We start from the raw sequence: 25,488 nt of genomic DNA on the forward strand, positions 1-25,488 counted from the left end.
TTGAAGCAGGTGGGACTAGACCGGTTCAAACCGCTCTAGGCTTTGTTTTTACGCAATTCCGGACGGAAAACCGCTTCGCACTTTTCCTGGAATTGCTCTAGTGAGCACCGCCACCTGAGAGCTGACCGGGTTTCCTGAGAAGCAGGCTTGCAACCAGGGCGACGACGAGGGCGACGCCAAGCAGAAAGAAGGTGTCGCTGAAGGCCATGATATTGGCCTGCTTGCGTATTTTGAGCGCGATGGCGACAATGGCCTTGTGGCCGGCGAGCGCCTGGTCGCTGACGCCATGGCTCATGAAGTAGCCGGTGAGCCTGGCGATGCGATCACGCGTGGCTTCCTCGAAGACCGAGACGGAGTTGGTCAGGATGTTCGAGTGGAACTGTTCGCGCTTCGACAGGAAGGTCTGCAGCGAGGCGATGCCGACGGCGCCGCCGAGATTGCGCATCATGTTGAAGAGCGCCGACGCCGAACCGGCATTCTCCTGCTCGATGCCCGATGTGGCGATCGCCGAGAGCGGCGTGAACACCAGCGCCTGGCCGACGGCACGGACGATATTCGGCCAGAACAGCTGGTCGCTGGCATAATCGCCGGTCATATGCACGTTCATGAAGTTCGAGGCGGCAAAGAGGGCAAAGCCGACGATGATCAGCAGGCGGACGTCGAACCGTTTCATCAGCCGCGGCACCAGCGGGATCAGCAGCAGCTGCGGGATGCCGGTCCAGGCGAGAACCATGCCGATCTGCTCGGAATTATAGCCCTGGATGCGGGTCAGATAGATCGGCAGCACGAAGACCGAACCGTAAAGCGCGATGCCGAGCAGGAAGTTGGCGACGATGCCGAAGCCGAAGTTGCGGCGCAGCAGCAGGCGCAGGTTGAGGAGTGGATGGGCCGCCCTCAGTTCGATGACGATGAACAGGGTTAGCGAAACGGCGGCGATAACCGACAGGCGGAGGATGAAATCCGAGCCGAACCAATCTTCCTTGTTGCCTTCTTCCAGCACGGTCTGCAGGGCTGCGAGCCCGATCGCCATGGTGGCGATGCCCGGCCAGTCGCCCTTGGCAAGCAGTTTCAGGTTCATCGGCGCCCGGTCGAGCGAGGCCCACAGCATGCCGACCATCAGCGCGCCCGGTACCAGGTTGACGTAGAAGATATATTCCCAGCCCCAGTTCTCGGTGAGATAACCGCCGATCGTCGGGCCGATCGCCGGTGCAAAGGTGGCCGACAGGGCAAAGAGGGCAAGGCCGATCGGCTGCTTGGCCTTAGGCAGCAGCGTGATGATGATGGTGAAGGCCATCGGGATCAGCACGCCGCCGGAAAAACCCTGAATGGCGCGCAGGATGATCATCTGCTGCAGGTTGGCCGCAAAGGCGCAGGCGACGGAGAAGATCAGGAAGAGGATGGCGTTGACAAGCAGATAGTTGCGCAGGGAAAAGACCCGCGCCAGCCAGGCGCTCAAGGGGATGACGACGATCTCGGCGATCAGATAGGAGGTCGAGATCCAGCCGCCGTCATCGCTGCCGGCGCCGATGGCGCCCTGGATATCGGCAAGCGAGGCATTGACGATCTGAATGTTGAGCACCGCCATGAAGGCGCCGAGCGTCGAGCCGACAACAGCCGTCCACATCCGAAGCGGGCTCATGGCTGCGGGCACGGGCGCTGCAGCGGCGGGCTTGCGCGAATTGCTGTTGGCGGCGATCTGAAGAGTGGCCATGACATATCTCCTTCCGGCTCTTGCGGAAAACTGTCTCATGACAGGGCTCGGGTGATAATTCGGGAAATAAGAGAAGGATCATCCAGCGTGGCTGGATAATCCCCGCTCGGCTGCCCCAGAGGCCTGCGAAGCCTCGCTCTGAACAGCCTTGGTGTCGATTTCGGGCTCGACCGACATGCCGGAACGCAACAGGCCGCTCAGCGCCTGGTCGTCGATGACGATCTTGACCGGAATGCGCTGGACGATCTTGGTGAAGTTGCCGGTGGCATTGTCAGGCGGCAGCAGCGAGAATTCCAGGCCGCTTGCCGGCGAAACGCTGTCGACATGACCTTTGATTGATATATCGGGAAAGCTGTCGACCTTGATCTCGACCGACTGACCGGGACGGACATAGGTCAGCTGCGTTTCCTTGAAGTTGGCGACGACATAAACGGCATGCAGCGGCACGACCGCCATCAGCTGGGTGCCCGAGGTGACATACTGGCCGACGCGGATCGACCGGGCGCCGACCGTCCCGTCGACGGCGGCGACGATATCCGTATAGGACAGGTTGAGTTCGGCCTGCTGAACGGCCGCGGCTGCCCGGTCGCGCTCGGCAACCGTCTGTTCGCGCTGGCTCTGGAGCACCGGCACCTTGTTCTGCGCCGCAACGAGAGCCGCCCGGTCGCGCTCGACGGCGGCAGCTGCCTGGTCGCGGGCCGACTGGGTCTGATCGGCGCGCGACTGGGTGCCGGCGCCATTGCTGATGAGGCGGGCCGAGCGGGCGGCGTCGGAGACAGCAAAATCCAGCGAGGCCTGCGAAGCATCGATCGTCGCCCTCGCCTGCCCGATGACCGACTGCTGCAGGGCGATCTGGGCATCAATACTGGTGATGGCGGCTTCGGCCGCCTTCAGATTGGCTCTCGCCTGCGAAAGCGCGGCCTGGAAATCACGATCGTCGATGCTGGCAACAACCTGGCCCGCCTTGACCGCGTCGTTGTCGTTGACCAGAACCTGCCTGATATAGCCGGCGACCTTCGGGGCGACGGTGGTGTAATCCGCCTTTACATAGGCATCGTCGGTGGATTCGATGAAGCGGCCGACCGTCCAGTAGCGGTAGCCGAAATCACCTGACAAGGCGACGCCGGCAAGCAGCGCAGCGGCAATGACGGCGCGCTTGAATATCGCGCGGCCGGTCTTTTTGGGAGCGTCGGCAATCGGCGCTTCGGCGACCCGCATGGGAGCCGCCTCGGCGGCGGGCGCCCGGGCGGTTTCTTCGGCCAAAATCGACTCGGCCTGCCCGGCACTTTCGAAAACATCCTTGCGGGGTAACTCGACCATCGTCCTTCTCCTTCGTCTGTCGCCCCGTTTCTGCGGGGCCCTGTTCGATGCGAAGGAAAATGCACCCTGCCAATCATTCTGATAATCTGCTTATATCGGGAAGGATCATCAACTCTCAGCGGATAATCCGGAGACAATATGGATCGACTGACAAGCCTCGCCGTCTTTGGCCGGGTGGTGGAATGCGGCGGGTTTTCCGCTGCCGCGCGCCGGCTCAACATGTCCGTGACCATGGTCGGCAATCACGTGCAATCGCTGGAGGAGCGGCTCGGCGTCAGGCTGCTCAACCGCACGACACGCAAGGTCAGCCTGACGGAAACCGGAAAATATTACTATGAGCGCTCGTCGCAGATCCTCGCCGAACTGGATGAGGCGGATCGGACGGCCGGGGCGCTGAACACGACGCCGCGCGGCACGCTGAAGGTCTATACCAGCAGCGCCATCGTGCGGTTCCTGCTGCCTGTCGTCAGCGAATATATGGAACTCTACCCGTCGATCGCGCTCGATTTCAGCGTCGGCGAGCGGATGGTCGACATGATCGAGGATGGCTACGACCTGGTGATGCGCACCGTACCGCCGCCGGATTCGTCGCTGGTCGCCCGCAAGCTGACACCCTGGCGCCACATGCTGGTCTGCTCGCCGGCCTACTTCGAGAGCCATCCGATGCCGAAAAGCCCGGCCGAGGTCGCCGATCACAATTGCCTGCAATATGCCTACTACCCCTATGGCGAGGAATGGCGTTTCGAGGATGGCGAGGGCAAGCAGGAGAGTGTCAAGATCGGCGGCAACGTCGTCTCCAACAGCGCCGAGATGCTGCGTTTCCTGACGCTGAACGGACAGGGCATCTTCCTGGCGCCGAGCTTCGTGGTCTTCGACGACATCGCCGAAGGCCGGCTGGTGAAGATCATGCCGGACTACCGGCCGGTAGAATTCAACATCAACGCCGTCTACCCCAACCGCAGCCACCTGCCGACCAAAGTGAGGTTGTTCATCGATCTCCTGGCGGAGAGATTTGCGGAGCATCGGAAATGGATGACGTGAGGGGGCGTGAAGGTTCAGCGTCTGACCTCGACGCCAGAAAGCTGCCCCTCACCCTAGCCCTCTCCCCGTAAAAGACAGGGAGAGGGGACGTGCCCCGCGAAAGGTCTGCGGGGAACGAGAGGCCACGGCATGTCCCCTTCGCCCCGCAAGCGGGGAGAGGTGCCGGCAGGCGGATGAGGGGCCGGCGCAGACTTGGATTTTGCTACGCCGAACCGCGCCAGCCCTTCGCTCGCGCTCCGGGCGTTCGTCGTTGCAATCGATTCACAGGATCGATTGCTCCCGCTTTGCGGGACCGCGGCTCACTCCTCACTTTCGCTTCGGCCATGGGCCCAGTCCATGTAAAGGTCCAGCGCCTTGCGGGTGACGGCACCTTGCTGGAAGTCGCGGCTGTCGAGGCGGGTGACGCCGACGACTTTGGAGTAGTTGCCGGTGGTGAAGATTTCGTCGGCTGCGAGGAAATCTTCGACGGACAGCGTTGCTTCGACGACGTCGAAACCGGCCTTGCGCAAGAGGCTGATGACGCGGGCGCGGGTGATGCCGGCAAGGAAGGTGCGGTTGGCAGCCGGGGTCATCACCACGCCGTCACGCACCATGAAGACGTTGGACGAGGCGGTTTCGACGACATTGCCGTTGAGATCGCGCACCAGCGCATTGTCGAAGCCGCGGCTGCGGGCCTCGGCGATCATCCGGCCGCTGTTCGGATAGAGCGAGCCGGTCTTCGCCTCGGTCATCGCCGTCTCAGGCGACGGGCGGCGATACGGCGAGACGGTGAGGCTGGTGCCGCCATGGCCGCCCATCGGCGCCTCGAACAGGCAGAGCGCGAAGCGGGTCGATTCCGCATCGACGGAGACGACGCTGCCGGGCGAACCATGTTCGCCCCAATACATCGGCTTGATGTAGATCGGCGTGGCGCCGTCGAATTTCCCGACGCCCTCCCAGGCGAGCGCGGCGATTTCCTCGGCTGATTTCACCGGCTTCAGCCCCATGGCAAGCGCGGAGCGGTTGATGCGCTGGCAATGCAGGTCGAGATCCGGCGCGATGCCGTCGAACCAGCGGGCACCGTCGAAGACCGTCGAGCCCAGCCACATGGCATGCGAGGTCGGCCCGATCAGCGGCGGATTGCCCGGAAGCCATTCCCCGTCGACATGAGTCCAGGTGGTTGAACGCGGTGATGTATCAACGGCCATATTGCCCTCCCCTCTCAAGTCGAGACAGCAAAAGCCGCCGCGGCAGGCGGGGTCAAGGACAAATCCGGGCGGCAAATGCAGAAGCAAGAATATGCCGAAGGATGCGGCCGGGCCGCAATATTCGTGCGCGACGCCTCTGGCTGAAGCGATGGGTGCATCAGCAAAAATGATCGAATGGACCGTTGGAACGGAGGCATGCCGCATGCGATCATAGGGGCAAATCGCCGGACAGCAGCAAGGGAAGACGCCGATGAAAGCCATGTATTATGAAGCCTTCGAACAGGCGCCCGAGATCCGCACCCTGCCCGATCCGACGCCTTCCGAGGACGGCGTCGTCATATCGGTCGGCGCCAGCGGGCTCTGCCGCAGCGATTGGCACGGCTGGATGGGACACGACCCCGATATCCGCCTGCCGCATGTGCCGGGGCACGAGCTTGCCGGAAAGATCGTCGCCACCGGCCGCGGCGTGATGCGTTTCAAAGTGGGCGACCGGGTGACCGTGCCGTTCGTTTCCGGTTGCGGCCATTGCAGCGAATGCCATTCCGGCAACCAGCAGGTCTGCCCCAACCAGTTCCAGCCGGGCTTCACCCATTGGGGATCCTTCGCCGAATATGTGGCGATCGACTATGCTGACACCAATCTGGTGCACCTGCCCGAGACGATCGACGATGCGACGGCGGCAAGCCTCGGCTGCCGCTTCGCCACCTCGTTTCGCGCCGTCGCCGACCAGGCCCGCACCGGGCCTGGCGAATGGATCGCCGTGCATGGCTGCGGCGGCGTCGGCCTGTCGGCGATCATGATCGCCACCGCGATCGGCGCCAATGCGATCGGCATCGATATTTCCGAGGAGAAACTAGCCTTCGCCAGGGAGTGCGGGGCGGTGGCGACGGTCAATGCCTCAGGCGTTGCCGACGTGGCCGAGGCGGTGCGCGAGATCACCAAGGGCGGCGCGCATGTCTCGATCGACGCGCTCGGCCATCCCGCCACCTGCTTCAACTCGATCAAGAATCTTCGCCGGCGCGGCCGGCATGTGCAGGTGGGGCTGATGCTCGGCGAACATGCCACGCCGCAGATCCCGATGGCGCAGGTGATCGGCCACGAGTTGGAGATCTACGGCAGCCACGGCATGCAGGCCTGGCGCTACGACGCCATGCTGTCGATGCTCGCCGCCGGCAAGATCGCGCCGCAGAAGCTGATCGGACGGCGAGTCAGCCTGGAGGAAGCCGTCCCGGCGCTGATGGCGCTCGACAAGGCGGAGGCGACGGGGATCAGCGTGATCACGCGGTTTTCATGAGGCAGGCAGGATGGCCAAGCGGCCTTATTCAGCCACCCCAATCGAGGCGAGATAGGCTGCGGAAGCCGGGATCTTCGACTTGTCCTTGATCTCGATGATCAGGCGCGGATTGCTTTCGAGCTTGGCAAGGGCTGCGAAGACGGCGCGCCAGTGGATCGAGCCCTCGCCGAGGCTCCAGTGGCGATCGGCATAGCCATCGGCATCCTGCAGATGGACATGCTGCAGGTGGTTGCCGGCGGCCTTGACGTAATAATCCACAGGCGGCGCGCCGGTATAACCATGGGCATAATGGGCGTGGCCGGTATCGATCGAGACGGCGACGGCGGGCGAATTGAAGCTGTCGGCGAGCGCCACGCGGATATGAGGATCCTTGTCCTCGATGTTTTCGATGACCATGGTGCAGCCGATATCCTCGGCGCGCCTGACGGCGTCGCGCAGGGTTATGTGCGTGCGCTCGATCAAAGCTTCGCGGGCGCCGTCATTGTTGTCGAGATTGTTGTAAGACCACGAGGTGTAAGGGCTGTGGACGACCATCTGTGTCGCGCCGATGGCGGCGCAGACGTCGAGGCCCTGCAGCAGGCGCCTGGAGACGACGGCGCGTATATCGGGATCTTCCGAGGCGATGGTAAAACCCCAGAACGGGCCGTGAATGCCGAGACGGCCGGTATGGCCGTCGAGAAGCTTGCGGGCGCGCGCAGCAAGCGGCGCCCAGTCGCCGTTCAGAACCTCGGCATCGACGAAGCTCTGCAATTCGAGATCGCGGGATTTTTCGAACAGCCAGTCCCGGTGAAGCTCGACGTCATCGAGCGTCATGGCGGCGCCGACGACGGGAAGAGAAGTCATGGGTGTGCTCCATCGATGAACGCCGTGACGGCATGGGGATGGCCGGAACAGCCGCCGCGTTCTATGCGCCCCTTCTGTGTCGGCGGTATTACAGGCTGGGGGCCTTTCGAAACGCCGCAGCCCTGTCATTTCCGCACGGCTGGCACAGCGCTGGCGGACCTTGCGAAATAGATCCGCCACACCGATATCAGCCTCTCAGCTTCATGAGGCATGTCCCATGCCCGAGCTATGTGGCGACGGTGCCTTCGGTAACAAGGCTGTTGTCAAAGGTGGTGCAAAGGTCTAACGGCTGCGCCCGCAAGAAAAAGCCCCGGGAGAAAAGCCCGAATAAAGAAAGGGACATGATGTCCAACTCATTTGTGACAATGCCTGCCGGCGAAGAGGCGAAGCGCTTTTTCGTCCTCGGCGACCGGATCGAGCGACAGGTCCGTATCCGCGGAACCTGGCTCAACATCTTCGACGTCACCGTACCATCAGGCAGCCGCACGCCGAAACACGCGCATGCGAGCCCGGAAGTGTTTCGCATCCTCAAGGGACGTTTGACGATCTGGCGGCTCACCGACAACGGCCCTGAGGAGATCGAGGCCGGCGCAGGCGACATCGTCACCATCCCGCCCTTCATGGTGCACGGCTATTCCAACCGCGGGACGGCCCCGGCTGTCTTTTCCGCGATCGTCGATCGCGACATGGCGGAATTTATCGAAGCGGAAGGCACGACCGAGCCGCTGAAAGCCCCCTCGCCTGAGACTATCGCCCGCATGACGGCGGCGGCCAATGCTTACGGGATCACCATTCTGGCGGCTTGATGGCGCGAGCGCGTGATGCCGGATCGCTTCGAGCGGCTTTCGGCATCATGCGGAAACACGAACAATACTGTTAAAACCTTCAATCAGAATGCCGCATTGCCGCCGTTTTCAAAACTGTCACATCAGTAGGCTATGAGGATTTTTGCCCGGCGCCTCTTGCGCCGGCATCGTTTCACCGCCAAAATTGCGACATGCCCGACAGCGACCCATCCAGTACAAGCTCCGCCCGTTCCAGCCGGGATCTTCCGGCCGAGGAAGCTGGCGACCATTGTAGACGGCGCGATGACCTCCGCCTCACCTCGGGTAGATCCCGCAGAGCGCGGCCTTCTTCCAGATCATTGCGAATGACGCGCCGCCACATGGGCGGCTCCTGCCGAATCACTAATGTTTTTCGACCGCATTCCCGACCCTTCCGCCGCCTCACGGAATTCTGAAGACCGATGAAAGCGACACTGATGTGATACGATGACGGAATGACGATGGGTGACGCTGATTTAGCGTCGCTTCGAACACCTCGCCGCGCCGCCTTGTCGATGCGGCATTGAAACCTCAACGAATAGGGTCCCTGTGTTTCTGGAAATTGGAATTGTGGCGTTTCTCACCATCGTCAATGGTGTGCTCGCCATGTCGGAGTTGGCTGTTGTGTCTTCTCGAACAGCCCGCCTAAAAGTTCTCTCCGACCATGGGAGCAAGGGGGCAGCTCAAGCCATCAAACTTGCCGAAAACCCTGGTCGTTTTCTCTCGACGGTTCAGATCGGCATTACGCTGGTCGGTGTTCTCTCGGGCGCTTTCTCCGGGGCCACGCTCGGCAGCCGCTTGACCAGATGGCTGGAGACACAGGGGATGTCATCGACGTTAGCCGACGCGATCGGCGTCGGTTCGGTCGTCGTGGCGATCACCTATCTTTCTCTGATTGTCGGCGAACTTGTTCCAAAGCAGATCGCGTTGCGAGAACCCGAAGCCGTTGCGGCGAAGGTCGCACCGGCCATGGCAGTGCTTTCAAAAATTGCGCTGCCGCTCGTGTGGCTTCTGAACGCCTCCGGAAATCTTGTGCTGAAGCTCCTGGGCCAAGCCGGAAAAGGTGGCGACAACGTTTCTGACGAAGAGATCAAAACCGTTCTGGCCGAGGCGCAGTCGGCCGGCGTTATCGAAAGCGAAGAGTCCGCGATGATATCAGGCGTCATGCGCCTGGCGGACCGCACCGCTCGAGCGCTTATGACGCCCCGACGCGATGTCGAAATTATTGATATCGACGACAGCCTTGATGAAATTCGCACTCAATTGCACCGGACGAAACGGTCTCGGCTGCCCGTTCGCAAAGGCAGTTCGGACGAGGTGATCGGCATCCTTCCGGTCAAGGACTTTTACGACTCGATGTCGGAACACGGCAGTGCCGATATCAAGGCCCTGACGCAGGACGTCCCGGTGGTTTCAGACCTTTCGACCGCGATCAATGTGATTGAAGCCATCAGGAAATCGCCAGTCCACATGGTGCTGGTTTTTGACGAGTACGGCCATTTCGAGGGAATTGTCTCGTCAGGCGACATTTTGGAAGCGATCATGGGGGCGCTTCAGGAGGGACCTATCGACGAGCAGGCCATCGCGCGTCGAGACGACGGTTCGTACCTGGTGTCCGGCTGGACCCCGATCGACGAATTCGCCGAGTTCCTGAATCTCAAGCTCGATGACGATCTCGAATATCAGACCGTGGCCGGCCTGGTGTTGGAAGAGTTGAAACATCTGCCGGAGTTGGGTGAGAGTTTCACGAGAGGCGGATGGCGCTTCGAAGTCGTCGATCTCGACGGCAGGCGCGTGGACAAGATACTTGTGTCCGCGGAGTAAAGCTCGGCGGGCGCCTCGAAGCTGCTCGACGGCCACAACATCAGGAGGTACCGCCCATGGCATGGTCCGCCAATCAATATGTGAAATTCGAGGATGAGCGCACACGACCGGCGCGCGATCTTCTGGCGCAGGTGCCGCTGCAAAGCATCGGCCGCGCCGTCGACCTCGGCTGCGGGCCGGGCAATTCGACCGAACTGATCATCGAGCGCTATGGCGCCGACGGCGTCTCCGGCCTCGACAGCGACATGAACATGCTGGAGGCGGCCCGCAAGCGGCTTCCAGGCACGGCCTTCGTCGAAGCCGATCTCGGCAGCTGGCAGCCGATGGAGCCGGCCGACCTGCTGTTTGCCAATGCCGTCTTCCAATGGCTGCCCGATCATCTCGATATTTTCGACCGGCTGATGGACGGGCTTTCCGCAGGCGGCGTGCTGGCGGTGCAGATGCCCGACAATCTCGGCGAACCCTCGCATCTGATGATGGAAGAGACCGCGCATGCAGGCCCCTGGAAGGCCGCCTTCGAGGAAAAGAGCGTGCGCCGGCAGGCCTTGCCCCCGCCTTCGGCCTATTATTCCAGGCTGATCGCCAAGGCCGCGCGCGTCGATATCTGGCACACCATCTACAATCACCCGATGGCGGATGGCGCGGCGATCGTCGAATGGGTAAAGGGCACCGGGCTGATGCCCTATCTCGCCCACGCCGGCGAAAAGCATCGCCAGGACTTTCTGGCGGATTATCTCGCGCGGGTCGAAAAGGCCTACCCGAAGATGTCGGATGGGCGGGTGCTGCTGCGGTTTCCGCGGATTTTCATGGTGGCGGTGAAGGGGTAGTCGGTTGCTGCCGACGGGCTCGGTTTGCGTCGATAGCTGCCCCTCACCCTAACCCGACCGGGGGCGAGCGGACGTCCCATACGAGAGTTCGATGGGGAATCGAGAGGTTGCGGCTATCCCCCCTTCGCCCCGTTTGCGGGGGGAAGCTGCCGGCAGGCGGATGAGGGGCAGGCCGCCCTCGGCACGCCCCAGATAATGTCAAATGCCTGTTATCCCCCGCCCGCATATGTTGCGGCGAAATCGATGCGCACTATAGTCGGCCGGAAATTCTCAGGAGATGACACACATGGACGCTGCCCCTACCCCGCCGGTCACCCTCGTCATCTTCGGCGCGACGGGAGACCTGACGCGCCGTCTGCTGGTGCCCGCGATCATCAATCTGACGCGTGAGAGCCTCGTCGGCGACGATCTCCACATTCTCGGCGTCGGCATAGAACCGGGCGACGACGAGTTTCTGCGCGGGCGGCTCGACGAATTTCTCAATCATCTGAGCGGCGAACAGCCGACGCTGAAGGATAAGGCCTGGGAAAGCCTGCGCCGGCGCATTTCCTATATGGCGGGAGATTTCACCAAGGACGATATTTTCCTCGAAATCGGCAAGCGGCTGGGGCCCGATGCCAATGCCGCCTTCTATCTGGCGGTGCCGCCATCCTTTTTCGGATCGATCGTCGAAAAGCTCGCCGCCCATGGCCTGACCGATGAAAAGGACGGCACCTTCCGCCGCGTCGCCATCGAAAAGCCGTTCGGCACCGATCTCGCCTCGGCCAAGGCGCTCAATGCTGAAATTCTCGCCCAGATCGCGGAAAGCCAAGTCTATCGGCTCGACCATTTCCTCGGCAAGGAGACGGTGCAGAACCTGATGACTGCGCGTTTTGCCAATATGATCATCGAGTCTTTGTGGAACAGCCGCTACATCGACCATGTGCAGATCACCGCGGCCGAGATCGTCGATGTCGGCAGCCGCGGCAAATTCTACGATGCGACCGGCGCTTTGCGCGATATGGTGCCGAACCATCTCTTTCAGTTGCTGGCGATGATCGCCATGGAACCGCCGAACAGCTTCGATGCCGAAGCGATCCGCAACGAGAAGAGCAAGGTGCTGAAGGCGCTGCGGATCTATACGCCTGAGGAGGCGAAGACACATGGCGTGCGCGGCGCCTACACGGCCGGCCCGCTCAACGGCGCCGATCTTCCAGCCTATCGCGACACCAAGGATGTTTCGCCAGACAGCCGAACCGAGACCTATGTGGCGCTGAAGCTCTATGCCGATACTTGGCGCTGGGCGAGCGTGCCCTTCTACCTCAGGACCGGCAAGGCGCTGACGGCGCGCGACACCGAGATCGTCATCACCTTCCAACCGGTGCCCTTCGCGCAGTTCCGCGAGACAGAGGTCAATCGCCGCCTGCCGCCGAACCGGTTGGTGATCCAGGTGCAGCCGGACGAGGGCATGAGCATGGAAATCTCGATCAAGTCGCCGGGGCTTTCGGTCGAGACCACGCCGGTTTCACTCGACTTCCGCTATGCCGACAAGTTCGATATCGGCAAGACCACCGGCTATGAATCGCTGCTCTACGATCTCTTCATCGGCGATCAGACGCTGTTTCAGCGCGCCGACGGCATTGAGGCCGGCTGGGCGGCAGTGCAACCCTTCCTCGATATCTGGGGCAAGGATGCGAGCCTGCCCGATACCTACGCGCCAGGCAGCATGGGACCGGCCTCAGCCGACGAGCTTGTCCAGCGGGACGGGCGGCGGTGGCATGAGCTCGGTGTCGTCCTTAACCCCAAGAAGGACGGCAAATAGCGCCCTTCCCTCGTCCTGTCAGTTTCCGCGATCACGGCATGCCGGGCTGACGGAAGCGCCGCTGTTGCCGCCTTCGGTGGCAAGCGCGCCGCGGGCCTTGCGCGGCGGGCAGCGCGCCCAATCGACGCGGCCGCTCGGGGCGCCGTTGTCGACGCTGCCGGTTTCGATCGAGTCGAGCGGGATGACCAGCCCGCTTTCCGGCTCGTTGCCCGGCGAGGTGCCGAGCGGCGGCGTGCCGTCGAACCGGCCGCTGGCGTCCATGCCCATATTCGACTGGGCGAGAACCGGGGTGGAGAGGCTGAGGAGAGCGATCGAGGCTGCTGCAATAAACCTGCGCATGATGCTATTCCTTCTGATTTCAGCGATGCTGATAGAAACAGCAGATACGACCTCGTTGTTCCTTCGTTACCGTCACTGACGATCAAAGTTTGGCGATCGGCATATAGGCCTTGCACCGGCGGCGTTTCCAGCTCAATCGCGCCACCGTGACAGCAGTCTGTCGAGGCCTGTCGGATAGAGATCGATGCCGGCGTCACGCAGCATATCACGGCCGAACCAGCGCGCCGTCGCCGCGGTCTCGTCGAGTTCGGAATAGCGGATTTCGTCGCGCGCATAGAGCGATGCATCCGCCAGTTCGATATCGGCGGCGAAGATGAATTCGTGTCCGGTCTCCCCATGATGCTCATAGATATTTTCAAGGAGATGCCAGGGACCGACGATGCGGATCGCCGTCTCAAGTTCCTCCCCGAATTCGCGGTGCAGCGCTTGTTCGCGGCTTTCGCCGAATTCAATCGCGCCGCCGAGCGGGCGAACACCCTTGATGCGGCCGCTATCTTCCTCCACCTCCGCGGCGAGCAGTCGGTCTTCCCGCCAGGCGAGGCCGATCACCTTCACCCTGATCTGCTGCGACGGGCGCCAGACGGTCATGCGGCTCTCCTTCCATTCGAGGCGACGCTGCACTTCACCCCGGTTTTTCGGGGACGAGAGCAATGAGCCCCGCAACGAAGCGAGGCTCCTGTCGATCTCTGGTCTCAGACGAACTGACTGAGGCCCGGGACGGAGGCGACGACTTCGTCGACGACCTCTTCGCCGGCATATTGCTTGGCGATGGCGATGGTTTCTTTGGCGAGCGAGGTGATCTCGCCCATGCCGAGGCCTTCGCTCATCAGCTGCTGGCCGAGGCCCATGATGCCGCCGCCGCCGAGCGAACTCATCAGCCCGCCGAGCAGACCGCCGCCGCCGGCACTTGCGCCATTGTACTGGGCGACGAGATCGGCGCCGCCGGGGATTGCTTCGATCATCCGGGCGACGGGACCGTCAGCCGCCTCGCGCTGCAGGAAGCCGAGCATCATGCCGAGCGCCTTTTCGGCCAGATCAGGCGCAATGCCCACGCGATCGGCGATCTGGGTCACAATTTCATTCATCGTCAGCCTCCTGTTATTTTGACGTTAACGTCAACGTTATTCGAGATTCGAGCGCAACTCAAGCCGGGCGCGCACGGCGGCACATTGTCCAGTTTTGCTTTCGATGCAAACAGTTGTCCGCATCCGCCTGCCTGCTTATAACAGGGAAACGATGGTTCGATGAAGGCGGCGGGAGCCAAGCCTTCTCAACAAAGAACGGCAGAGCCGAAGGGAGCATTTGCGGATGATCGAGGATGGCAAGATTTTCATCGGCGCGAGCCGCAATCCCGACGACAGCATCAACAAGCCGGAATATCTCGACCTGAAGTTTGGCAACCGCCACGGCCTTGTCACCGGCGCTACCGGCACCGGCAAGACGGTGACGCTGCAGGTGCTGGCCGAGGGCTTCTCACGGGCCGGCGTGCCGGTCTTTGCCGCCGATATCAAGGGCGACCTTTCCGGCATTGCCGCCAAGGGCGAGCCCAAGGATTTCCTCACCAAGCGGGCCGAGCAGATCGGGTTCACCGACTATGAATTCGATCAGTTTCCGGTGATTTTCTGGGATCTGTTCGGTGAGAAGGGCCACCGGGTGCGCACCACGATCGCCGAGATGGGGCCGCTGCTGCTCGCCCGGCTGATGGATGCCTCCGAACCGCAGGAAGGCGTCATCAACATCGCCTTCAAGATCGCCGACCAGGGCGGGCTGCCGCTGCTCGACCTCAAGGATTTCACCTCGCTGCTGAATTATATGGGCGAGAATGCCACCGAGCTTTCCAACCAGTATGGGCTGATCTCCAAGGCCTCGGTCGGCTCGATCCAGCGGGCGCTGCTCGTTCTCGAACAGCAGGGCGCCGAGCACTTCTTCGGCGAACCGGCGCTGAAGATTTCCGACATCATGCGCACCAGCAATAACGGCTACGGCCAGATCTCGGTGCTGGCCGCCGACAAGCTGATGATGAACCCGCGGCTCTACGCCACCTTCCTGCTGTGGCTGCTGTCGGAGCTGTTCGAGGAACTGCCTGAAGTGGGCGACCCGGACAAGCCGAAGCTGGTGTTCTTTTTCGACGAAGCGCATCTACTCTTCAACGACGCGCCGAAGGTGCTGACCGAACGGGTCGAGCAGGTGGTGCGGCTGATCCGCTCCAAGGGCGTCGGCGTTTATTTCGTCACGCAGAACCCGCTCGACGTGCCGGAAACGGTGCTCGCCCAGCTTGGCAACCGCGCCCAGCATGCATTGCGCGCCTATTCGCCGCGCGAGCAGAAGGCGGTGAGGACGGCGGCCGATACGTTCCGCCCGAACCCGGCCTTCGATTGCGCCACCGTCATCACCAATCTCGGCACCGGCGAGGCGCTGGTCTCGACGCTGGAGGCCAAGGGCGCGCCGTCGATCGTCGAGCGCACGCTGATCCGCCCGCCATCCGGCCGCGTCGGGCCGGTGACGGATGCCGAGCGCCAGCAGATCATGGACAGGAGCCCGGTCCTCGGCGTCTACGACGAGGACATCGACCGCGAATCCGCCTTCGAACTGCTGGCCACGCGCGCAAAGAAGGCAGCCGATGCCGATGCCGCCAAGCGGGCGCAGGACGAAGCAGCCCACGAGCAGCCGGGCACCACCACCTCCGGCTGGAGCTTGCCGGGCTTCGGCGGCAGCAATGACGACGACAAGGACCGCGGCCAATCGCGCGGCAGAGCCTCCGGCTACCAACGCGAAACGGTGGTGGAAGCGGCGATGAAGAGCGTCGCCCGCACGGTGGCGACGCAGGTCGGCCGGGCGCTGGTGCGCGGGATCTTAGGGAGCTTGAAGCGGTAGGGTTTTCACCGGTGGCGCGCCCCTCATCCGCCTGCCGGCACCTTCTCCCCGTAACCGGGGCGGAGGGGATATGCAGCAACCTCTCCGTCCCTCGCTAAGGTCTCGCAGGGCACGTCCCCTCGCCCCGTTTACGGGGAGAGGGTTAGGGTGAGGGGCGGCTTTCTGGAAGAAAGCGTGATCGTTCTCCGGCTTGAACCGAAAGCCTTTATTCCCTAAATTACCTGCCATCGACCATTTCAACAGGATGTGTGCCGCAATGGATTTCAACCCGATCGCAATGCCAGTTCGCCTTGCCAACGGGGAAATCCATATCCATGCCTGCATCCATCACTCTCTCCAAAATTTCATGGGCCACGCCTGACGGGCAGCCGCTTTTTCCGGTCTCGATCTGAGTTTCGGGGCGGAGCGCATCGGTCTCGTCGGGCGCAACGGCGTCGGCAAGACGACGCTGCTGAAGCTCGTCTCCGGTGAGATCAAACCGCACTCTGGAACAGTATCGGTCGGCGGCAGCCTCGGCATCCTGTGCCAAAGCGTGCAGGTGGCCGCCGATGAATCCATAGCCGATCTCTTCGGCGTGACGGATGCGCTTGGCGTTCTCCAGCGCGCCGAAGCCGGTGAGGCAACGGCCGACGAGCTTGTATCGGCGGACTGGACGCTCCCAGCGCGCATTGCCGCAGCACTCAATCGCACCGGGCTCGACGCAGAGCCGCAGACGTTGCTTGCCTCGCTTTCCGGCGGGCAGCGCACGCGGGCCGGGCTTGCCGCGCTGGTTTTCACCGAACCGGATTTTCTGCTGCTCGACGAGCCGACAAACAATCTCGACCGCGATGGCCGCGAGGCGGTGATCGCGCTGATTTCGAGCTGGCGGGCCGGCGCGATCATCGTCAGCCATGACCGAGAACTGCTCGAAAGCGTCGATGCGATCGTCGAATTGACGTCGCTCAGTGCCACGCGCTACGGCGGCAATTGGAGCCATTATCGCCAGCGCAAGGCGCTTGAGTTTGCGGCGGCAGAGCATGATCTCGCCGATGCCGAAAAACGCATGACCGAGGTCGCGAAGAAGGCGCAAGCAACGGTGGAGCGTCAGGCGCATCGAGACAGCGCCGGGCGGAAGATGGCCGCAAAGGGCGGTATCCCGCGCATCATGCTCGGCGGCATGAAGGAGCGCAGCGAAACGACGGGCGGCGACAACGCCCGTCTCGCCGATCGCCGTCGCGCCCAGGCGCTGGAAGAGGCAACCACCGCGCGCGAAAAAATCGAGATCCTGCAGCCCTTGTCGGTGAGCCTGCCGCCGACCGGACTGGCGGCCGGCAAGATCGTGCTGAGGGTGGATCGTGTGACATCCGGCTATCGGCCGGGCGACCCCGTCATCCGCGATCTCTCTTTCGACGTGACGGGGCCGGAACGGATCGCCGTCACCGGCCGCAACGGCTCGGGCAAGACAACGCTGCTTTCGCTTATCACCGGCGAACTCAAGCCCTGGGCCGGTACGGTCGCCGTCATGACCAGATTTGCGATACTCGATCAGAAGGTCAGCCTTCTCGATCCCTCAGTCTCGATCCGCGACAATTTCCGCCGGATCAATCCGCTTTCCGATGAGAACACCTGCCGGGCAGCCCTTGCCCGCTTCATGTTCCGGGCCGATGCAGCGCTGCAGCCCGTCTCGACGCTGAGCGGCGGGCAATTGCTGCGCGCCGGCCTTGCTTGTGTTCTCGGCTCCGCACCGCCGCTGCTGCTGATCCTCGACGAGCCGACCAACCATCTCGACATCGGCTCGATATCAGCGGTCGAGGCGGGCCTTAGCGCCTATGACGGCGCGCTGCTGGTCGTCAGCCACGACGAGACGTTTCTGGAAAACATCGGGATAGAGCGGCGGCTGGAATTGGTCGCAGGCTCGGCCGGATAATTGCCGACTCGGGTCGCAGCTGCCATCCATCTCCGGGATGTAGAGTGGCGGCCGCATATCAAAAGCTTGTAGCCAGTCATACCGCTGCCTGTTATCGCCATCGCGGCTATTTCGTAAGAACGACTTCGGCCCAGGCTGCGAATTCCTCCAGACGTTCGAGGGCGCGTAATGCGTCATCGCGCGTCTTCGCTCTCGAACCGTACTGCACCTCGTCCTTTTGCTCCAGAAGGGCCTTGAGATTCGCCTCCTGTCTATTCGGCAGTTCGTTGCCCAATGCCCCGCGAAGGAGCTTGACGACCGTCTGATGATCTCCTTGGTTGATCTCGCCCTTTGTCTTGGCGGTGATCGCGTCGGCATAAGCGATCGCACAGTTGATCACGGTGGATATCGAGGGGTTACCAATGTCCCCCGGATCGGCAACTGCATTGCTGTTACGAGCATCCTTGAGAAAACCACGGGCGACGGCGAGCCGTCCAGTAACGTAGGTGCCGTCCTTTTTCTTCGTGGATCCCGTCCTAACCATCCCCGCGCTCCCTGACCTGCGCCGCAATATCCTCCGGGCGTCGTCCCTGCAGGACGATGGCGTCCGCGAGCATCGAGTTCCACCAGGGATCCCTATCGCGGTCGAGGCGACTGACGTCATCGAGATCCAAGCCGACGACCGAAGGGGTAAAGCCTAACGACCTTGACGATTCCCGCAGATTCTCCCTGACCTTTTCAACGATTCCCGCAAGGGTCTCCTTGCCGGCGACAAGGCCGATGTCCAGGTCGCTGCCGAGGCGATCCTCACCCCTTGCGACACTTCCGTAGACAAAGAGGCTCGAAAGATCCGGCGTCCGTTCACCTGCGCTGAGACGTACGGCGTCCAGCACCGTCTCGAACCTCACGGATTCGGCGGCAAACAGCGCCTCGATCTGCGGCGCCAGATAATAATCCCGATTGAACCTGTGCAAGCGGCTGTAACCCGAGCCTTCTGTGACGATAGCGCCACATTCTTCGAGGGATATCAGACCCTGTCGTGTGCCGGTCTTCGAGAGCGTCGCTCGCCGTGCGATGTCCGAACTGGAGAGCGGCCCACCATGGGTGACGAGAACGCGCAAGACGCGAATGTTGGAATCGACGCCAAACACGGTGTCGAGCGGCACCCGCATTGCACTTAAAGGTGCCGACCTTGCCACATCATTCTCCGGACGGATATAAAGCCAATCGATCCGATATGCGATCAATATGATTTATATCGAACAAATCGATCCGATATTAAATCAAATCGACACAGATGGCAATGTGGTTGCCATGGGGCGTCGATAGATGCGGATCGCCTGAGATCGACCAGCAGCGGCCCTCCTGCGGTTCTCTTGCCTCTTTTTGCGCGCAGTGTTATTTCAATCCTGCAACCCTTTAGAGAAAGGAGGATCACGTAATGCAATATTATTTCCGGTTTCATCGCCAGCGTGGTCCCGTCAACGCCCTGCAAATGCGTTTGCAGGGCTGACCAGAGACCGTTTCCCGACATCTCCTCGTGGTCTGCCCTTCGTGGCCAATGCGGCGCCGTATCCTAAGGTTCGAGCGCGCATTCCTGTAATTTCCCGGGCCAATTACCCGCAATTCCGTGATGGCTGAACGCCCCGGATCGCGCCCCCCGGTCAAGACCAGAGAATAATCATGACCCTCATCAATATCCGCAATCTCGGCGTGACGCTGGGCAATCCGTTGTTTTCCAAACTCAATCTCGTCGTCAACTCAGGCGACCGCATCGGCCTTGTCGCCGCCAATGGGCGGGGAAAGTCGACGCTGCTTGCCTGTATCACCGGCGCGCTCGAACCAAGCGAGGGCGAGATCACCAAAGCGCGAGGGCTGACCATCGGCCATGTCGCGCAGAATGTGCCGCCTGCACTGTTCGACACGCCGTTTTACGACGCGGTGCTGCAGGCACTGCCGGCCGATCAGGCCGAAAGCGAAAGCTGGCGTGTCGACGTGGTGCTGGAATCGCTCGAGGTGCCGGAGGTGATGCGCCGGCCGCCGCTGAAGCAGTTGAGCGGCGGCTGGCAGCGGCTCGCCATGCTTGCCCGCAGCTGGGTCAGCGAACCCGACGTCCTGCTGCTCGACGAGCCGACCAACCATCTCGACCTCGAAAAGATCGCGCAGCTGGAGGGTTGGCTGAATGCACTGCCGCGCGACGTGCCGGTTATCCTCTCCAGTCACGACCGCGCCTTCCTCGATGCGACGACCAACCGGACGCTGTTCCTGCGGCCGGAGCAATCGCAGGTCTTCGCCCTGCCCTATACCCGGGCGCGCGCCGCCCTCGACGAGGCCGACGCCTCCGAAGCCCGGCGCTATGAGCGGGACATCAAGGTGGCGGAGCAATTGCGCAAGCAGGCGGCCAAGCTCAACAATATCGGCATCAACTCCGGCAGCGATCTGCTCGTCGTCAAGACCAAGCAGCTGAAACAGCGGGCGGAGAAACTGGAGGATGCGGCAAAACCGGCGCATCTCGAGCGCTCGGCCGGCGCCATCCGGCTTACCAACCGCGGCACGCATGCCAAGGTGCTGGTGACGCTGGAGGATGCGGCGGTGACGACGCCGGATGGAACGCTGCTGTTCAAGACCGGCCGGCAATTCATCTGCCAGGGCGACCGGATCGTGCTGCTCGGCCTCAACGGCGCCGGCAAGTCGCGGCTGGTCTTGATGCTGAAGCAGGCGATCGAAAGGCCGGAGACCTCGCGGGATAGCATCAAGGCGACGCCGTCGCTGGTTCTCGGCTATGGCGACCAGGCGCTTGCCGATCTCGCCGACACCGACACGCCGATCGGCACGATTATCCGCCGCTTCGATGTCGGCGATCAGCGGGCACGCGCGCTGCTTGCCGGTGCCGGCATGACGATCGACATGCAGGCAAAACCGGTCGGCCAGCTTTCCGGCGGCCAGAAGGCGCGGCTCGGCATGCTGGTGTTGAGGCTGACCGAGCCGAATTTTTATCTGCTGGACGAGCCTACCAACCACCTCGACATCGAGGGACAGGAAGCGCTGGAGAGCGAGCTCATGACGCAGGAAGCCAGCTGCCTGCTGGTCTCGCACGACCGCAGCTTCGTGCGGGCGGTGGGAAACCGGTTCTGGCTGATCGAGAGGAAACGGCTGGTGGAGGTGGAGAGCCCGGATGGGTTTTTTGCTGCGGTTACGGGATGATGGATGGTGAGGGTGTGCCGTGTAACCAGCAAGGTGTCAGGCGCTGCCCCTCATCCGTGGAACGGAGAGGTTGCAGCATGTCCCTTCTCCCCGTCAGAACGGGGAGAAGGTGGAGGGCCGGCCACACGACGCGGCGAAAAACCTACCGCTTCGGTGCGACCAGACAGAAGAAGGCGCCTTGCGGGTCCATGGCCTGGATGATCCAGCTGCCGCCGGGGACTTCCATCGGGCCGTGGACGATCTTGCCGCCGCCGGAGGTGACGCGTTCAATCGCGGCATCGAGGGTCGGCACGATGAAATAATAGCTCCAGAACGACATCGGGATGTTTTCCGGCTTGGTCATCATGCCGCCGATCTGCTTGCCGTTGTGGGAGAAGAGGTAGTAGACGCCCATTGGACCCATGTCCATTTCGCTGTCCTTCGTCCAGCCGAACAGCTTGGAATAGAAGGAGACAGCGTCTTTACCGTTGCCGGCATAGAGTTCATGCCAGCCGATATTGCCTGGAGCATCGGGGGCCAGTTCCGGAAAGGCTTTGTCCATCGGCGCGGGCGTCATGATGCAGAGCACTGCCCCATGCGGATCGGCGACGACGGCGAAGCGGCCGACACTCGGGATGTCGTCCGGCGGACGGCGGACCGAACCGCCATTGGCGGCGAAATCCCTGGCCGACTGGTCGACGTCATCAACGCCGACATAACCCGTCCAGTTCGGCGGGATGCCCTTGCCCTCGAGTTCGGCCGGAAATTCCATCAGGCCGGCGACGCCGATGCCGTTCGCCTCGAAGATCGTATAGGGCGGCATGCCCTCCACTTTCATTTCGGAAGTGGTCCAGCCGACGACCGAGCTGTAGAATTTCGCGGCAGCCGATGTGTCGGGGGTCATCAACTCGCACCAGATGAACTTTCCATGCGTCGCAGACATCATACTCTCCCTTTTTAGGCTTGAGCGCCGTGATTGTCAGATCTTGCGGGTGTAATGCGCTTCCATGAACTGTTTCCAGGCGCCATCCGGCTGCCTGACGCTGGAGATGAAGGTGCGGTGATCGGCGTCGACGAAGGCAATCTGCTCGCGGTAATCGGCAAGCCCTTCGCTGTTGAAGTCGGGCCCTGTGGTATAGAGATCCAGCACGTTGCCCACGGTGTCGAGTTCACCCTCGTAGACCCACATATAGTCCATCATGCTGCCGATCCAGCTGCCGACATATTTGCCTTTGGCGGCGTTATAGCCGAGCGTCAGGATGCTGGTGCCTTGCTTGCCATCCGGCATGCGGCCGGTGCCTTCGGCAACCCACCAGATGCCATGCAGCGAGCGGACGGTTTCCGTCCACGGCTCGTCGCCCGACATTTCCGGTGCGGTGACGGTCCATTCGCCGATCAGCCTTTCCAGAAAGGAATGTTCCTTCAGCACTTCAGCGGTCTTCATCATCCTTCTCTCCCTTGCGTGATGTTGGCCCTATCTCAGTGACAGCAGGATGGCGTCTCGGCAGCCTCCTCATATTCGTCGTGGCGGCGCACGAAATTCATCGTGCTGTCCTCGTTGCGGCCCTTCGACGCCCGGTCGAGGATCATCAGGGTGCCGATCAATTCCTCCGGGCCGCGGGCATAACTCGAATAGGTATGGAAGATCTCGCCTTTGTCGTTGCGGTAGAAGGCGCTGAGACCCGGCAGTTCGTCATTGGCATCAGCCGGCTGCATGGGAGTGAAATTGTAAAAGATCTTGTCCTTGGCAAGATCCTCCGGGCTGAAAGAGACGTGATAATCGAAATTGAAATCGCTGCCGAAGGACGAGACCCAGGGGAATTTCCAGCCCATGCGGCTTTTGTAGGCAGCGATCTTGTCAAGCGACGCGCGTGAGACGGCGACCCAGGTGACATCGTGATGGTTCAGATGCGGCAGGGCGCCGTCGACATGATCCGACAGGAAGGAGCAGCCGGGGCAGCCGGCATCCCAATTCGGGCCGAGCATGAAATGGTAGATCAGCAACTGGCTGCGGCCGTCGAAGAGATCGGCTAGCGACTGCCTGCCCTCAGGCGTTTCGAAGACATAATCCTTGTCGACCTTCACCCAGGGCAGCGCCAGGCGCGCGGCGTTGACGCTGTCGCGCAGCCTTGTCGCCTCTTTTTCTTTTGCCAGCAGGGCACGACGGGCTTCGAGCCATTGCTCGCGGGAAACAACCTCATTCTGCATGAAATGCGCCCTCCTCCGGCGCCTGCCGGTGAAGCCGGCTCATCTCCTTCTCCTTGACTAATTACATTGATATCAATAGAAATGAAGCATGTCAAATTCGATCGAGATTCCCTTTTCCACGACGCTGCTGGTGCGCGACACCTGCCTCTGCCTGCATGTGCAGCGGGCGGCGCGGGCGCTTGCCCGGCTGTTCGACGATGCACTGAGGCCGGCCGGGCTGACCAACGGGCAGTTTTCATTGCTAATGTCGCTGAACCGGCCGGAGCCGCCGCCGATGGGACCGGTCGCCGCGCTGCTTGCCATGGACCAAACGACGCTGACGGCGGCGCTGAAGCCGCTGCAGCGCAAGGGCTGGGTGACGGTGGTGGAGAATCCGAGGGACAGACGTGGCCGGCTGCTGGTCCTCACCGGTGACGGCAAGGCGGTGCTGGCAAAGGCGCTGCCGATCTGGCAAGCGACACACGCGGCGATGGACGCTAAACTGCCGAAAGGAAGCTCGGCACAGCTGCGACAGGACCTGCAGACGGTGTCAGGGATGACGGGTGAGACGGTGAAAGCCTCCCCTCGCCGGCCGCGTCGCAGCGGGCGGGCGATGGCCGGGTAGAGCGGACCGAACTCGCCTTGGATTCTCAAGAAATCGCGTCGTTTCCGTCACGCAACCACAGTTGCCAGGCGTGGGTGCTCGGGTCAAGCCCGAGCACGACGGAGATTGAGGGGTTCGCTTGGCTAGAGGCGAGAGGTCACCCCTTGCTCCGTCGTGCTCGGGCTTGCCCCGAGGACCCATGTGACGAGCACGACGTTCGCGTCAGCAGCAAGAAAAGCGACGGCCGACCGAAACCGGAAGCCGTCACCCGCATTTTTAATGGTAGCGCTTAAATCAGACAACCGTGACCGGAACTTCGGTCGACGTGCGCATGGCGTGGCTGTAGGGGCAGACGATGTGGGCGGCGGCGGCGAGCTTTTCGGCGGTTTCGCGGTCGAGACCGGGGATATTGACCGTCAGCGCCACTTCGATGCCGAAGCCGGTTCCATCTTCACGCGGGCCGATGCCGACCTTGGCGGAGACCGTCGTGTCTTCCGGAATCTTGACCTTCTGCTGTCCCGCGACAAATTTCAAAGCACCGAGGAAGCAGGCGGAGTAGCCGGCAGCGAAGAGCTGCTCGGGATTGGTGCCGGTCGCGCCATCGCCGCCGAGTTCTTTCGGAACGGTCAGCGTCACGTCCAGAACACCGTTTTCGGAAACGGCGCGGCCTGCGCGGCCGCCGGTGGCAGAGGCTTTGGTCGTATAGAGAATAGGCATGACGATCTCCTTTGATTGGCCCTTCGTTGGGGTTGGACTTTTAATATTGCGCAATTAAATTGTACGCAAGTGAATTTTGCAAATTGCATTTCGAATTCGAAAAGAGGAAAATCGGACCACTAGCGCATCGAGCTTTCCGAAAGTCGAAATCGATTTTCGGAAAGCTCGATGCGTAGATTCAAAGTGTTACAGCGTCCTCCGCGCGCCTGAAAAGACGCGCGGCGCTGTAGGGATGATGGATATGAAAGCGCACACGATAAAGACGATGGAGATACCGGAGGAGGAAAAGCGGCTGGAAAAGCAGTTGTGCTTTGCGGTCTACGCGACGGCGCATGCTTTCACCCGCGCCTACAAGCCGATTCTCGACAGGGTCGGCCTGACCTATCCGCAATATCTGGTGATGCTGGTGCTGTGGGAACGCGGCGAGTTGCCGGTGAAGACGATCGGCGAGCAGTTGGATCTCGATTCCGGCACGCTGTCGCCACTGTTGAAACGGCTGGAACAGAACGGGCTGATCAAGCGTAACCGCGACCTGCGCGACGAGCGGCAGGTGATTGTGTCGCTGACCTCGAAAGGCGAGTCAATGAAAGGGGAGATCGATACGATCATGACGGCGATCGGACAAGCCGCCGGCTGCACGCTCGAGGAAATGGCCGCGATGCGCGACATGCTGCATCGGCTGCGAGGCAATCTCGGCCGAGCCGGCGCAGGCGGCGGCTGACCGCATCCACCCGGTTCGTCTAAGAGGCGTAGCCTAACGGATCTGCGGCCGAGGATCAGGGCCGCTTCACAGCCGCCTTGGCCGGCGACCGGCGCTTCTTTGCAGGCGCTGCTTCAGGTCCGGCCTCAGCCTCCTGCTGCAGACGCAGGGCTTTCAACTTTTCCGTCTTCTTGTCACGGGCCGAAGCCTCGGCCGCGATAATGGCGCGCGCCGTGTGATCGGTCGCCTCAGCCTTGTCGCGAGACGAAAGCTTGGCGGGATTGAAGAATTCTCCCTTGGTGGCTGTCATGTGCCCCTTTCTCAGGT

The 25,488-nt window shown here is 62.0% G+C and carries 24 protein-coding genes and 1 pseudogene; 11 read left to right on the forward strand and 14 right to left on the reverse strand.

Translation table 11 applies throughout. The features are described from left to right. Nucleotides 1–97: 97 nt before the first annotated feature. Nucleotides 98–1,711, reverse strand: a complete 1,614-nt coding sequence (locus GR197_RS14360; RefSeq protein ID WP_164010613.1) for an MDR family MFS transporter — start codon at nt 1,709–1,711, stop codon at nt 98–100. 78 nt (nt 1,712–1,789) lie between these two features. Beyond that, nucleotides 1,790–3,031, reverse strand: a complete 1,242-nt coding sequence (locus GR197_RS14365) for an HlyD family secretion protein (RefSeq protein WP_164010616.1) — start codon at nt 3,029–3,031, stop codon at nt 1,790–1,792. 138 nt (nt 3,032–3,169) lie between these two features. Between GR197_RS14365 and GR197_RS14370 the strand changes: the two genes are divergently transcribed. After that, nucleotides 3,170–4,072 (forward strand): LysR family transcriptional regulator, encoded by a 903-nt coding sequence (locus GR197_RS14370; RefSeq protein WP_164010617.1) that lies wholly within the window; start codon nt 3,170–3,172, stop codon nt 4,070–4,072. Nucleotides 4,073–4,371: 299 nt separating this feature from the next. On the opposite strand, the gene GR197_RS14375 is transcribed toward GR197_RS14370, so the two are convergent. Continuing rightward, a complete protein-coding gene (locus tag GR197_RS14375; protein ID WP_164010619.1) occupies nt 4,372–5,259 on the reverse strand; it encodes a branched-chain amino acid aminotransferase in 888 nt (295 codons plus the stop codon). Nucleotides 5,260–5,509: 250 nt separating this feature from the next. Between GR197_RS14375 and GR197_RS14380 the strand changes: the two genes are divergently transcribed. Further along, nucleotides 5,510–6,553 carry a zinc-dependent alcohol dehydrogenase family protein gene (locus GR197_RS14380; protein WP_164010621.1) on the forward strand — a complete coding sequence of 348 codons (1,044 nt, stop codon included), beginning with the start codon at nt 5,510–5,512 and terminating at the stop codon, nt 6,551–6,553. A gap of 24 nt (nt 6,554–6,577) precedes the next feature. On the opposite strand, the gene GR197_RS14385 is transcribed toward GR197_RS14380, so the two are convergent. After that, entirely contained in the window at nt 6,578–7,396 is an 819-nt protein-coding gene (locus GR197_RS14385) for a sugar phosphate isomerase/epimerase family protein (RefSeq protein ID WP_164010623.1), read from the reverse strand. Between the two features lie 341 nt (nt 7,397–7,737). Between GR197_RS14385 and GR197_RS14390 the strand changes: the two genes are divergently transcribed. The 4 genes from GR197_RS14390 to zwf all read left to right on the forward strand — a co-directional run bounded on the left by GR197_RS14390 (nt 7,738) and on the right by zwf (nt 12,672). After that, nucleotides 7,738–8,202 (forward strand): cupin domain-containing protein, encoded by a 465-nt coding sequence (locus GR197_RS14390; protein WP_164010625.1) that lies wholly within the window; start codon nt 7,738–7,740, stop codon nt 8,200–8,202. A 567-nt stretch (nt 8,203–8,769) separates the two neighbouring features. Further along, entirely contained in the window at nt 8,770–10,044 is a 1,275-nt protein-coding gene (locus GR197_RS14395; protein ID WP_164010627.1) for a CNNM domain-containing protein, read from the forward strand. 56 nt (nt 10,045–10,100) lie between these two features. Next, nucleotides 10,101–10,871 carry a trans-aconitate 2-methyltransferase gene (tam, locus tag GR197_RS14400; RefSeq protein ID WP_164010629.1) on the forward strand — a complete coding sequence of 257 codons (771 nt, stop codon included), beginning with the start codon at nt 10,101–10,103 and terminating at the stop codon, nt 10,869–10,871. 286 nt (nt 10,872–11,157) lie between these two features. Further along, on the forward strand, nt 11,158–12,672 hold the full coding sequence (gene zwf / locus GR197_RS14405; protein ID WP_164010631.1) for a glucose-6-phosphate dehydrogenase: 1,515 nt from the start codon (nt 11,158–11,160) through the stop codon (nt 12,670–12,672). A gap of 18 nt (nt 12,673–12,690) precedes the next feature. Here zwf and GR197_RS14410 read toward each other — a convergent pair whose 3' ends face one another. The 3 genes from GR197_RS14410 to GR197_RS14420 all read right to left on the reverse strand — a co-directional run bounded on the left by GR197_RS14410 (nt 12,691) and on the right by GR197_RS14420 (nt 14,096). Then, nucleotides 12,691–13,011 (reverse strand): hypothetical protein, encoded by a 321-nt coding sequence (locus GR197_RS14410; RefSeq protein ID WP_164010634.1) that lies wholly within the window; start codon nt 13,009–13,011, stop codon nt 12,691–12,693. 132 nt (nt 13,012–13,143) lie between these two features. Beyond that, on the reverse strand, nt 13,144–13,599 hold the full coding sequence (locus tag GR197_RS14415) for an NUDIX hydrolase (protein WP_003587820.1): 456 nt from the start codon (nt 13,597–13,599) through the stop codon (nt 13,144–13,146). Nucleotides 13,600–13,703: 104 nt separating this feature from the next. Further along, the gene (locus GR197_RS14420; protein WP_003587821.1) at nt 13,704–14,096 is read right to left on the reverse strand and encodes a hypothetical protein; all 393 of its coding nucleotides are present in this window, start codon (nt 14,094–14,096) and stop codon (nt 13,704–13,706) included. A 223-nt stretch (nt 14,097–14,319) separates the two neighbouring features. Between GR197_RS14420 and GR197_RS14425 the strand changes: the two genes are divergently transcribed. Both GR197_RS14425 and GR197_RS14430 read left to right on the forward strand, forming a co-directional pair. Continuing rightward, nucleotides 14,320–15,885 (forward strand): helicase HerA-like C-terminal domain-containing protein, encoded by a 1,566-nt coding sequence (locus GR197_RS14425; RefSeq protein WP_164010636.1) that lies wholly within the window; start codon nt 14,320–14,322, stop codon nt 15,883–15,885. Between the two features lie 314 nt (nt 15,886–16,199). Further along, nucleotides 16,200–17,791, forward strand: a pseudogene (locus tag GR197_RS14430) (ABC-F family ATP-binding cassette domain-containing protein). A 106-nt stretch (nt 17,792–17,897) separates the two neighbouring features. Here GR197_RS14430 and GR197_RS14435 read toward each other — a convergent pair. Together GR197_RS14435 and GR197_RS14440 are read right to left on the reverse strand one after the other, a co-directional pair. After that, the gene (locus GR197_RS14435) at nt 17,898–18,314 is read right to left on the reverse strand and encodes a hypothetical protein (RefSeq protein WP_164010638.1); all 417 of its coding nucleotides are present in this window, start codon (nt 18,312–18,314) and stop codon (nt 17,898–17,900) included. Further along, the gene (locus GR197_RS14440) at nt 18,307–18,969 is read right to left on the reverse strand and encodes a helix-turn-helix domain-containing protein (RefSeq protein ID WP_348643279.1); all 663 of its coding nucleotides are present in this window, start codon (nt 18,967–18,969) and stop codon (nt 18,307–18,309) included. Before GR197_RS14440 ends, GR197_RS14435 begins: the two co-directional genes overlap by 8 nt. Before the next feature lie 484 nt (nt 18,970–19,453). Here GR197_RS14440 and GR197_RS14445 point away from each other — a divergent pair, with 484 nt between their 5' ends. Beyond that, nucleotides 19,454–20,974, forward strand: coding sequence for an ABC-F family ATP-binding cassette domain-containing protein (locus tag GR197_RS14445; RefSeq protein WP_164010640.1), 1,521 nt, complete (start codon nt 19,454–19,456; stop codon nt 20,972–20,974). 142 nt (nt 20,975–21,116) lie between these two features. Here GR197_RS14445 and GR197_RS14450 read toward each other — a convergent pair whose 3' ends face one another. Genes GR197_RS14450 through GR197_RS14460 form a run of 3 tightly spaced genes read right to left on the reverse strand, consistent with a single transcriptional unit; the run spans nt 21,117 to nt 23,161 of the window. Then, a complete protein-coding gene (locus GR197_RS14450) occupies nt 21,117–21,896 on the reverse strand; it encodes a VOC family protein (RefSeq protein WP_164010642.1) in 780 nt (259 codons plus the stop codon). 36 nt (nt 21,897–21,932) lie between these two features. Further along, nucleotides 21,933–22,400, reverse strand: coding sequence for a DUF1579 domain-containing protein (locus GR197_RS14455; protein WP_164010644.1), 468 nt, complete (start codon nt 22,398–22,400; stop codon nt 21,933–21,935). Nucleotides 22,401–22,432: 32 nt separating this feature from the next. Next, nucleotides 22,433–23,161, reverse strand: a complete 729-nt coding sequence (locus GR197_RS14460; protein ID WP_164010647.1) for a DUF899 domain-containing protein — start codon at nt 23,159–23,161, stop codon at nt 22,433–22,435. An 88-nt stretch (nt 23,162–23,249) separates the two neighbouring features. Between GR197_RS14460 and GR197_RS14465 the strand changes: the two genes are divergently transcribed. Continuing rightward, a complete protein-coding gene (locus tag GR197_RS14465) occupies nt 23,250–23,765 on the forward strand; it encodes a MarR family winged helix-turn-helix transcriptional regulator (RefSeq protein WP_164010649.1) in 516 nt (171 codons plus the stop codon). Between the two features lie 273 nt (nt 23,766–24,038). Here GR197_RS14465 and GR197_RS14470 read toward each other — a convergent pair whose 3' ends face one another. Beyond that, entirely contained in the window at nt 24,039–24,461 is a 423-nt protein-coding gene (locus GR197_RS14470; protein ID WP_164010651.1) for an organic hydroperoxide resistance protein, read from the reverse strand. A gap of 232 nt (nt 24,462–24,693) precedes the next feature. Here GR197_RS14470 and GR197_RS14475 point away from each other — a divergent pair, with 232 nt between their 5' ends. After that, nucleotides 24,694–25,182 (forward strand): MarR family winged helix-turn-helix transcriptional regulator, encoded by a 489-nt coding sequence (locus tag GR197_RS14475; protein WP_164010653.1) that lies wholly within the window; start codon nt 24,694–24,696, stop codon nt 25,180–25,182. A 55-nt stretch (nt 25,183–25,237) separates the two neighbouring features. Here GR197_RS14475 and GR197_RS14480 read toward each other — a convergent pair whose 3' ends face one another. Next, complete coding sequence (locus GR197_RS14480; RefSeq protein WP_164010655.1) at nt 25,238–25,471, reverse strand: hypothetical protein; 234 nt, start codon at nt 25,469–25,471, stop codon at nt 25,238–25,240. Nucleotides 25,472–25,488: the final 17 nt, after the last annotated feature.

Source organism: Rhizobium phaseoli (assembly GCF_010668805.1).
In the GTDB taxonomy this organism is placed as follows: Bacteria; Pseudomonadota; Alphaproteobacteria; order Rhizobiales; family Rhizobiaceae; genus Rhizobium; species Rhizobium phaseoli_A.

Bases quoted from the DNA above. Each gene is read 5' to 3' on its own strand.
- GR197_RS14480 (WP_164010655.1), bottom strand. From the start codon at position 25,471: ATGACAGCCACCAAGGGAGAATTCTTCAATCCCGCCAAGCTTTCGTCT.
- GR197_RS14365 (WP_164010616.1), bottom strand. From the start codon at position 3,031: ATGGTCGAGTTACCCCGCAAGGATGTTTTCGAAAGTGCCGGGCAGGCC.
- GR197_RS14375 (WP_164010619.1), bottom strand. From the start codon at position 5,259: ATGGCCGTTGATACATCACCGCGTTCAACCACCTGGACTCATGTCGAC.
- GR197_RS14360 (WP_164010613.1), bottom strand. From the start codon at position 1,711: ATGGCCACTCTTCAGATCGCCGCCAACAGCAATTCGCGCAAGCCCGCC.
- GR197_RS14410 (WP_164010634.1), bottom strand. From the start codon at position 13,011: ATGCGCAGGTTTATTGCAGCAGCCTCGATCGCTCTCCTCAGCCTCTCC.
- GR197_RS14435 (WP_164010638.1), bottom strand. From the start codon at position 18,314: ATGGTTAGGACGGGATCCACGAAGAAAAAGGACGGCACCTACGTTACT.
- GR197_RS14450 (WP_164010642.1), bottom strand. From the start codon at position 21,896: ATGTCTGCGACGCATGGAAAGTTCATCTGGTGCGAGTTGATGACCCCC.
- GR197_RS14425 (WP_164010636.1), top strand. From the start codon at position 14,320: ATGATCGAGGATGGCAAGATTTTCATCGGCGCGAGCCGCAATCCCGAC.
- GR197_RS14385 (WP_164010623.1), bottom strand. From the start codon at position 7,396: ATGACTTCTCTTCCCGTCGTCGGCGCCGCCATGACGCTCGATGACGTC.
- GR197_RS14460 (WP_164010647.1), bottom strand. From the start codon at position 23,161: ATGCAGAATGAGGTTGTTTCCCGCGAGCAATGGCTCGAAGCCCGTCGT.
- GR197_RS14370 (WP_164010617.1), top strand. From the start codon at position 3,170: ATGGATCGACTGACAAGCCTCGCCGTCTTTGGCCGGGTGGTGGAATGC.
- GR197_RS14475 (WP_164010653.1), top strand. From the start codon at position 24,694: ATGATGGATATGAAAGCGCACACGATAAAGACGATGGAGATACCGGAG.
- GR197_RS14390 (WP_164010625.1), top strand. From the start codon at position 7,738: ATGATGTCCAACTCATTTGTGACAATGCCTGCCGGCGAAGAGGCGAAG.
- GR197_RS14380 (WP_164010621.1), top strand. From the start codon at position 5,510: ATGAAAGCCATGTATTATGAAGCCTTCGAACAGGCGCCCGAGATCCGC.
- GR197_RS14420 (WP_003587821.1), bottom strand. From the start codon at position 14,096: ATGAATGAAATTGTGACCCAGATCGCCGATCGCGTGGGCATTGCGCCT.
- GR197_RS14465 (WP_164010649.1), top strand. From the start codon at position 23,250: ATGTCAAATTCGATCGAGATTCCCTTTTCCACGACGCTGCTGGTGCGC.
- GR197_RS14470 (WP_164010651.1), bottom strand. From the start codon at position 24,461: ATGCCTATTCTCTATACGACCAAAGCCTCTGCCACCGGCGGCCGCGCA.
- GR197_RS14445 (WP_164010640.1), top strand. From the start codon at position 19,454: ATGACCCTCATCAATATCCGCAATCTCGGCGTGACGCTGGGCAATCCG.
- GR197_RS14415 (WP_003587820.1), bottom strand. From the start codon at position 13,599: ATGACCGTCTGGCGCCCGTCGCAGCAGATCAGGGTGAAGGTGATCGGC.
- zwf (WP_164010631.1), top strand. From the start codon at position 11,158: ATGGACGCTGCCCCTACCCCGCCGGTCACCCTCGTCATCTTCGGCGCG.
- tam (WP_164010629.1), top strand. From the start codon at position 10,101: ATGGCATGGTCCGCCAATCAATATGTGAAATTCGAGGATGAGCGCACA.
- GR197_RS14455 (WP_164010644.1), bottom strand. From the start codon at position 22,400: ATGATGAAGACCGCTGAAGTGCTGAAGGAACATTCCTTTCTGGAAAGG.